The following is an 8,352-nucleotide window of genomic DNA, read 5'->3' on the forward strand; positions in this document are numbered from 1 at the left end:
CTCGGAGCGCTTTCGCCATGCCCCGAGCCCGCGGGTGAGTGCCCTTCAGCTGTTCAGGTTTTCGATCGCGTAGTCCGCCTCCTCTTGAGTGAACTGCCCACCGTATTCGCTGGTCAGCTGGTCGTGGATGGCATCGGGCGACATCGACATGTCGTCCTGGTAGGTCTTGGCCGACTCCAGAGCGTTCTCGTTCCAATCTGCGTCGACGTTGTCCACGGCGTACTGTGCCGCGTCTTCAGAGAATTGGCCACCGTATTCGCTCGTCAGCTGGTCGAAGACCCCTGCCTTGCTCATGTGCATCGTGTTGGCGTAGGTGTCGGCCTGGTTGAGTGCCGAGCTGTGTTCAGCGGGGGCCTCCGGTTCCGGTTCTTCCGCCGGTGCCTGTTCTTCGACAGGAGCTTCCTCCGCCGGGGCGTCATCCGCCGGCTCTTCCGCGACCGGGGCAGCCTCCTCCGCTGGGTCGCCGGCACCATCGTCGCTGGTCGAGGCCGCGTCCGACTGCTCCTGCGACGCCGAGGTCGTCGGTGCGTCGTCTCCGCCACCGTTGATGGCGGAGACGATGATGATGAGCGCGACGATCACGAGCGCCCAGAACCACCATCGTTTGAACAGCGGCTTCTTGACCTTCACCGGCTTCTGTCCCTGTGGCACCTGGGGAAAGTATTGGGGAGCCCTGGGCTCCTGGTTTCCGGTGGGAACCTGCGGCATACGGTAGCTGGGGCCTGCCTGCTGTGGATCCTGATAGTTCGACATTTCACTCCTTGAGGTGATGGGCTCCGAGACCGGGCAGGACTGCGGTCGATGCATCGCTGCTGACCAAGCGGAGCCGTGGATTTCGACTCTCTCAGCCTGTCGAAGTTCTTCAATTGGCGAATCCACCTGTCGGCCAGACTCTGCCAGCCGATCGGTGGACCCGGTCTGGCCGAACGATTGACTACGTATGTCTGCGCCGCAGGATACGATGCTCTCGTGTCAGACCAACCTCTTCCGCCCCAGGGCCAGCAGCGCCTGCGTGATTCACGGTCACGCCGCACGGTGCGCATCGTTGTGCGCATCCTCGTCGGCACCGTCGCGTGGATCCTCGGTGTTCCGCTGTCCTTCTTCGCGCTGCTCGCGTTCCCACCGGCCTTCGATGACACCGGCATGCTCAGCACCCTCGGCGTGCTCCTCGGACTTCTGGCAGCCTTCCTCTGGCTCTCCGTCTTCGCGCGGCATCGATGGCCGTGGATTCCCTTCGTCATCGGCGCGGTGCTCGCCACCGCCTGGGGCGACGGAACCCTCATGCTCATCGGCCTGTTCCATCTCCTCGTCCGCTCTCCGCGCAAACAGGCGCTGACCGCCACGGCCATCGGGGCGTTGCTGATCACCGTCGGGGTGGTCCGCCTGTGCCTGCAGAGTCCGGCGAACAATCCCTTCGGCATTCTCTTCCTCTCGGACCCGAACCAGATTCCCGGGGTCGATGGCTCACTGCCCGCAGAGGAATCCGTGTTCGGGATGAACATGCTCACGGTCATCGCCGGGCTCATGGGGCTGGCGATCAGCCTCGGATTCGGGTTCCTGCTGCGCCGCACGCGTCGCATGCGTGCCGTCGAGTCCTTCGCCCAACGGCAGTCTCGGCGCAGTGAGAACCTTTCCGCCGAACTTGCTCGCACCTCCGAGCGCGAACTTCTCGCCCGCGAACTCCACGACACGCTCTCCCACCGTCTCTCGGTCATCTCCTTGCACAGCGGTGCTCTCGAGGTCGGCGGCAACGATGACCCCGGTATCGCCTCGACCGCCTCGGCGCTGCGTCAGGAGGCCCATGCATCCCTGGAAGACCTGCGGCATCTTGTCGGCGGAGTCCGTGAGGGGACGTTGGCCAATGCCGGTCCGCAGAAGGAGGCGTCGACTCCCCCAAGCCTGACCTCGATGCGTTCGATCCCGCAGCTGGTCGCCTCGGTGCAGGCCACCGGCACGATCATCCGGCCATCAATCATCATCCAGGACGTCGAGAGCGCACCCACGGTCCTCGACCGCGCGGTGTATCGAATCGTCCAGGAATCACTGACGAATGCGATGAAGCATGCGCCGGGTGCCCCGGTCACCCTCGAGGTCACGATCTCGGCCGACCTCGGCGCCCGGGTCGTCATCGCCAATCCCGCTGAACCGTCGGCCCAGCGCTTCCACCCACCCCGCACCACCACCGAGGCGGGTCCCGGCATTCCGCCCTACCCCACCTCGGCGCCCCGCGTAGGTCCAGCCAACCCTGGCGCTCAGCAGTCTCTGTCGTCGACAGGTGCCGGCGCCGGACTCGTCGGAATTCGGGAACGAGTGGCAATGCTCGGCGGAGAGGTCTTCATCGGTGTCCGTGACGGCTCATTCCTCGTCGATGTGACGCTTCCACCGTTCGAACGTCAGGGCTGAAGCCGGACGAACTATCGATGTCATACCCCTCGGGTAGTGTGTCGACCATGAGCCAGAACGCTGCCCCGGTCCGGGTGATCGTCGTCGATGACGACCCGATGGTCGTCACCGGGATCACAGGGATCCTCCATCCTGCCGAAGACATCGAGGTTGTGGGGTCTGCCTCGAGCGGCGAAGAGGCGCTCGACAAGGCGGCACTTCATTTTCCCGATGTCGTGCTCACGGACATTCGGATGCCCGGAATCGGCGGCATCGAAGCTATCGAGCGTCTCGCCAACAGCGTCCGACCACCCCAGGTCGTTGCGTTGACGAGTTTCGACACCGACGATTACCTCTTCCGTGCCCTCGAGGCCGGTGCCGCAGGTTATCTGCTCAAGGACATTGCTCCAGTCGCCCTCGCCGAGGCGATCCGCAAGGTCCACGTCGGCGAGCCGATCCTCTCGCCTCGGTCGATGCGGCAGCTGATCACGAAGGTGACGACCGATCAGGACCAACGTCGGCAACATGAGGCCGAGGAGATGCTGGCCGACCTCACCGAACGTGAGCTCGAGATCGCGATCCTCGTGGCACAGGGCCTGTCGAACCAGGAGATCGCTGACGCCACATTCATGAGCCCGGCCACTGTGAAGACCCACCTCAACCGCATCAACATCAAGCTGGACACGAGCAATCGGGTTCATATTGCGGTGGCCGTGGAGCGGGCTCGGATGGGGAATGTTGGGGTGGCGGGACAGGGACTCTAGGCCAGCGTCGCTGCAGACTTCGATCTCCTAAATATTGGAACCGCGCACGCATCGGCGTGCCGCAGTCCAAAGGACAACGTCGAGGAGTCGGAGTGGTTCTTTGTCGAGTACCGATCGGCTCTCGACGTTCAGCTCGTTCACCTTCGCTATCACTCCGTCGAGCTCACTACGAATGGCTTCGTCTCGCATTAGTTCGCGGAAGACAACCCAATCTTTGGCCCGGTCGCCAAGACGATCTATGCGCAGGAATTTACACACATCGTTGTCTCTGACCGGGAACAGGTCCGGACGTTTCCTCGCAGTAGTTTTGCTCGAAGTCACCCACGAATTCGACGATCGGGACCCAGCTCTCGCCAATGATGCTTTCACCAGGTCATAAAACACGGCCATGGCGGCAAAGTCCGCCTCAGTTGTCTCTTCAAGCGCATGCTTAGGCAGCGCCTTCAAAGTGGCCTCGATCGACGACATTAAATTGTCATCTTCCAAGAACCGGCGAATCGCAAGAACTGGGATATCAATCGCCAAGGTAGTTACTGCGAGAAGATCGGTCGCTGTAATCGCTGACTGGTCGTGTGGTTCGAGTCCGGCAAACGTCGCTCCCGCGCAATTTGTTTGCGGGTCGAAGTACTGCAGGACTCGCTTCGGGCTCTCCGGATCCCGCAAAGCTGCCAAAGTCTGCTCCTTCGCCGCAGTAAGAGCCCCCTCCGGCAGGACTGGAAACTGATTTTCACTCAATTCGGTTGCCTCCTCAATCAAGTCTTTCTAGCAGCTCAGACGCCATCCAATAAGAGGTCAGCTCCGCGAATGCCTCAGATTGCACATTTAGCTTCCCAATGGCGGCGCCACCGCCCACAAATATCGTCTTCGACCTCGCCTTACTTCACATCTGATGAACTGGAGTCACAGTTTCGAGTTAACCGAGTCGATCAGATCGAGGCCCAAGAGTATTCGCAGGTAGCATCGACCCAGTCGACAAGATCAGTAGATCTATTCACCAATCAGGACGACTTCTGCCGAGTCCCAGCCATAGACTCGGAGAAAGACTTCCCTAAAATTGAGGTGGTAGGACATGACTGATCGCGAAGACTTCGAAGTCCGCGAGCGCGATTTCCGACTCCGCTGGCACCAAGCTCACGTCGCGCGCTTCAACACAGAAGTCAGAGGTGACGAAGAGTCGTGGCGCGACCGACGAATTGCTCCGCATGCTACCGAGGCCCAGCCGTTTCTAGAATCTCTGCGTCGCTCTCGTGATCTCAGCGCGTTCCAGGCAGGGACTGATCGGTGGGTGCGTAGCTTCGATTCTGGCTTCGCTGGAGCAGCAGGACAGATGACGGTCAACCAAATCAATAAGATGTCTCCCGATCCAGACGAAGCGGTCACCGTACTGCTCAATGTCCTGTCGATACCTGCCGACCTCAACGACGCTATGCGAAAGATCCGACTCCTCGCCGATCATCTCCAGACAATTCGAGTTGGTTCGCACCCCAGCTCTAAGCGAGCTCCGTTCGTCGCGTCGTATTACTGGGGATTGGAAGGCCCTAAGCGCTGGCCTGTAGCCTGGCCCAAATCGACAGAATACGTCGAGTACTGCACCGGAATCTCCGACTACGAAGACCAAGGCGATCGGTATGCAGATCTCTACCAATTCGCGATGAATCTTGATGGCGACCCACTTCGTTTCGAACAGGTCGCGGGATGGTGGGCTGATGAACGTCCCGTGATTATTGACGAGGTTCTCTGCGACCGCGCCGCACTACGTGAGGGAGCAAAGAAAGAAAGTGATGACCCCGCGCTCTACTTGGTCAATGCAAGAGCACTAGTGGGCGTCGCCCAGCACATCGGATCGTCTCTAGAGTCAGTCGTTTCCGAAGCGACCGGTCGCACCCTGAAGGCACGAAAGCCCGCTCTGAAGTGGGATGAAACATGGCCGCGTGGAGATTTCTGGGTCGATTGGCGAGTTCCCGGCGCCTATGGATTGGCAGTTCGTATATGGCTTAACGGTCGTGGAGTCGCGATTGGTCTAAGACCATATCCGGATGCAGAATCGCAGGCTACCGACAGGGCACTAGCTACGATCGACAGCCTTCCGGTACCAGGCTACGAAGTCCTTGCAGGCGGCGCATCACGCAACGGCCAGGATGTAGGCTTTTACGGTGGCGGCACCGGTGAAGTCATTTACGCCCGATGGTTCGACAGGACCAAATTCGCTTCACTGCATTTGCCGACTGAGATCCTGAAAGCAGCGAACGAATTGGCACCCCTCATGGCCAAATTGAATGGCGAAGTTGAGACTGCCGAAATCGATCACGAATTGACCGATAAAGTAGCAGAATTTGTCTCCTCGACTGGCTACCCAACTCCAGGGCACGAACAGGACAAAGCTGACCGTCGTGATTTCGCCAAGCTTCTAGACCCCGACGAACTTGCGATCGCAGACCCAACAGATATACGTCGAATTTGGAATTCTGGACGCTACGGCAGCACCGGCCCAATGTCCACACTCAACACAAGCATTCGTGACGCAGACGACGCCGAACATCGTCGGATCATCGAAACGTTCTCATACATATGTTGGGGTGATGAACCACCAGCGAAACGCATCGACAGGGTCCTTGAGGACAGTGTGTTACGCGTCAGGGGGCTCGGTGAATCAGTCATAATGAAACTTCTCGCGATCACCCATCCTGAGCAGTTCATTACGGTCTATCCCTACGGTGGCCCGAAGGGAAAATTGAAGATGCTTAAGCTATTAGATCTTCCTACCCCAAATTCGGACTCTCGAGGACAGAGCCAAGTCGAATCCAACGATTCGCTAAGGTCATATCTTGATCGCTATTTTCCTGGAGATCCGTTGGCCGCCGGAGTCTTCCTCTACTGGCTTGCAGAACGCGATGTTGAACCAGTCACTGAACCTGACGTTGACCCGCTAGATGAGCTAGCTGATGAGCTCCTAGTCGATCGTGAGTTCGTCGCCGATGTTGTAGCTCTCCTGGAGGACAAGAAGCAGGTCGTGTTCTATGGCCCACCTGGAACTGGAAAAACCTACTTCGCGCGCAAGTTGGCTGAAACACTAGTTAACGATACTGAGCGACGACCTATCGTTCAGTTCCACCCATCGACCTCGTACGAGGACTTCTTCGAGGGTTATCGCCCAGATACAGATGCCAACGGAACGATGATTTACCGTTTACAGAAGGGACCGCTCGCGGAACTTGCGGCCCGCTCAAATGAAGCACCTGGTCGGCGCCATCTGATGATCATCGATGAGATCAACAGGGCCAATCTTCCCAAGGTTCTCGGCGAGCTGCTATTCCTCCTTGAGTACAGGGACACTCCAGTTCGCACTCTCTACCGGCCGGATGATCCGTTCGAACTCTCCAAGGACATTTGGTTCATCGGCACGATGAACACCGCAGATCGATCTGTCGCGCTAATCGATGCGGCTCTTCGCCGCCGGTTCCACTTTGTTCCATTTTTTCCGAACCAGGGACCGATGAGGGACCTCCTTGACCGCTGGCTCAGACGCGAGGGTGAGCCAGCCTGGGTAGGTGAGCTCGTTGCTCAGGTAAACGATGAGTTAGAACGCGCGCTAGGAGGCCCACACCTGCAACTTGGGCCCAGCCACTTCATGAAGCACGCCCTTGATCAGGAGGCAGTACGCCGCATCTGGCAGTACGATATTGAGCCTTTCATTGAGGACCAATTCTTCGGTGATGCAACTCAAATCGAGTACTTCCGATTCCCGAAAGTCTGGAACAGATTTAAGTATCTGGCGGAGGAGTCCATCGACGAGACTCAGGACAGCGACGAGCGAGAGGACTGAAGACCGTGCCGATTCTTTCAGAATACGGCTCAATCAACTTGAAGCTGAGCCGCGAGCAGGCAGCGAGCCTCCAGAGTACTGGTTATGTCGAAGTGGTGCCTGCTCTCGACGGTAGGTGGAAGGTTACTGCGTCGTCGTATGTCGGGTCTCTTGTGGTAGACGGAGTGGAACTCCTGATCCGCCCGAAGATCAATCCTGAGAACCTCTTTCTTCTCTTAGAGCCCGGCCTGCCGCCGAACGCCTGGAGGAAGGAAGCTTTTTCCTATGACAGCACTTCCGACTTATTACCGTCAGTGGTTGCGTTCTTTGCGAGGACTGTCGAGACCACTCTCGGGCGAGGAATCCTCAGAGCCTACGAATCTCGACAAGAGCCACTGGTCGCATTACGAGGTCGGCTCGATGTGTCCCAGCAGTTCAAACGTGCAGGAGTCCTGACTCCCGTCTCGTGCACCTTCGATGATTTTTCAGAGGACATAGTCGAGAATCGAGTGACTCGGGCAGCTTTACGGCTTGCACTACGCGTGCCAAGGGTGGATCCAGGCGAACGGCAACGACTGATGCGACAGCTCGTGGCGCTAGAAGGAGTGTCCGACTCACCTGTGAATGCAAAAATGGTCGATTCCATCTACTTCACACGATTGAATCAGCACTATGAGCCAATGCTCGGATTAGCCCGCCTCATACTTTCCAATCTCACCCTCACAGATGCAGGCGGTTCGACGTCCGCGTCGTCGTTCATGGTCGATATGAACGACCTGTTCCAGCGGTTTCTGACCGAACGTCTACGCAGAACACTCCGTGGCAAAGTTGATGTCGTGGACGAACCGATAGTCCACCTAGATGCAGGGCAACAGGTCACAATGAGACCGGACCTCGAATTTCGCGACAGCGCAGGTCGAGCTCGGTACGTAGGCGATATCAAATACAAATTGGCTGAGAACGCCCGCGGCAGAAGCAACGACTATTACCAGCTACTCGCCTACACGACCGCAATTGGCTTGCCCGAAGGCATGCTGATCTATTGCCGGCGTCAGGGCGACAGCGAACGTCGAACCGTGACAGTGACAAATGCTGGGAAGAGACTTGTCCTTCGATCAATCGACCTCACAGGGTCTCCAGAACAGGTCAACAAGGAGATCACCGCGCTGGCAGACGAGATCCGCAACGGCGCGAATCGCGCTCGACAATTTTATTAGCAACAGTCAGAGTTTCAGGTGTGTGCAAAGCTAGAGTATCCAGGGAGAACTTACCGACGCCCACCCCGCCAAACCCCACGAGTCTGCTCCGCCTCATTCCCCACGGACAGATCAATCCCCTTCCGATCCTTCACCAGGGACACAGCGACCAGCGAGATCACGGACATCCCTACGAGGTAGATCGACA

Annotated in this window: 6 protein-coding genes; 4 read left to right on the forward strand and 2 right to left on the reverse strand. The window is 58.3% G+C overall.

Annotated features, from left to right (window positions below; genetic code table 11):
- Positions 1 to 45 precede the first annotated feature (45 nt).
- Positions 46 to 753 (reverse strand): Ltp family lipoprotein, encoded by a 708-nt coding sequence (locus L0G76_RS02925; RefSeq protein ID WP_226829474.1) that lies wholly within the window; start codon positions 751 to 753, stop codon positions 46 to 48.
- Positions 754 to 969: 216 nt separating this feature from the next.
- Here L0G76_RS02925 and L0G76_RS02930 point away from each other — a divergent pair, with 216 nt between their 5' ends.
- Positions 970 to 2,403 carry a sensor histidine kinase gene (locus tag L0G76_RS02930; RefSeq protein ID WP_241211589.1) on the forward strand — a complete coding sequence of 478 codons (1,434 nt, stop codon included), beginning with the start codon at positions 970 to 972 and terminating at the stop codon, positions 2,401 to 2,403.
- A gap of 47 nt (positions 2,404 to 2,450) precedes the next feature.
- Positions 2,451 to 3,146 carry a response regulator transcription factor gene (locus L0G76_RS02935; RefSeq protein WP_096158967.1) on the forward strand — a complete coding sequence of 232 codons (696 nt, stop codon included), beginning with the start codon at positions 2,451 to 2,453 and terminating at the stop codon, positions 3,144 to 3,146.
- Between the two features lie 27 nt (positions 3,147 to 3,173).
- Here L0G76_RS02935 and L0G76_RS02940 read toward each other — a convergent pair whose 3' ends face one another.
- Positions 3,174 to 3,881 carry a DUF6308 family protein gene (locus tag L0G76_RS02940; RefSeq protein ID WP_146001476.1) on the reverse strand — a complete coding sequence of 236 codons (708 nt, stop codon included), beginning with the start codon at positions 3,879 to 3,881 and terminating at the stop codon, positions 3,174 to 3,176.
- 334 nt (positions 3,882 to 4,215) lie between these two features.
- Here L0G76_RS02940 and L0G76_RS02945 point away from each other — a divergent pair, with 334 nt between their 5' ends.
- Positions 4,216 to 6,969 carry an McrB family protein gene (locus tag L0G76_RS02945; protein ID WP_096158555.1) on the forward strand — a complete coding sequence of 918 codons (2,754 nt, stop codon included), beginning with the start codon at positions 4,216 to 4,218 and terminating at the stop codon, positions 6,967 to 6,969.
- A gap of 5 nt (positions 6,970 to 6,974) precedes the next feature.
- Positions 6,975 to 8,165, forward strand: a complete 1,191-nt coding sequence (locus L0G76_RS02950; protein ID WP_164513803.1) for an McrC family protein — start codon at positions 6,975 to 6,977, stop codon at positions 8,163 to 8,165.
- Positions 8,166 to 8,352 lie beyond the last annotated feature (187 nt).

Source organism: Brevibacterium picturae, from assembly GCF_030453725.1.
Lineage (GTDB): Bacteria > Actinomycetota > Actinomycetes > Actinomycetales > Brevibacteriaceae > Brevibacterium > Brevibacterium sandarakinum_A.

Excerpts from the sequence above, each read along its gene's own strand:
- L0G76_RS02925 (WP_226829474.1), bottom strand. The coding sequence starts at position 753 with ATGTCGAACTATCAGGATCCACAGCAGGCAGGCCCCAGCTACCGTATG.
- L0G76_RS02935 (WP_096158967.1), top strand. The coding sequence starts at position 2,451 with ATGAGCCAGAACGCTGCCCCGGTCCGGGTGATCGTCGTCGATGACGAC.
- L0G76_RS02945 (WP_096158555.1), top strand. The coding sequence starts at position 4,216 with ATGACTGATCGCGAAGACTTCGAAGTCCGCGAGCGCGATTTCCGACTC.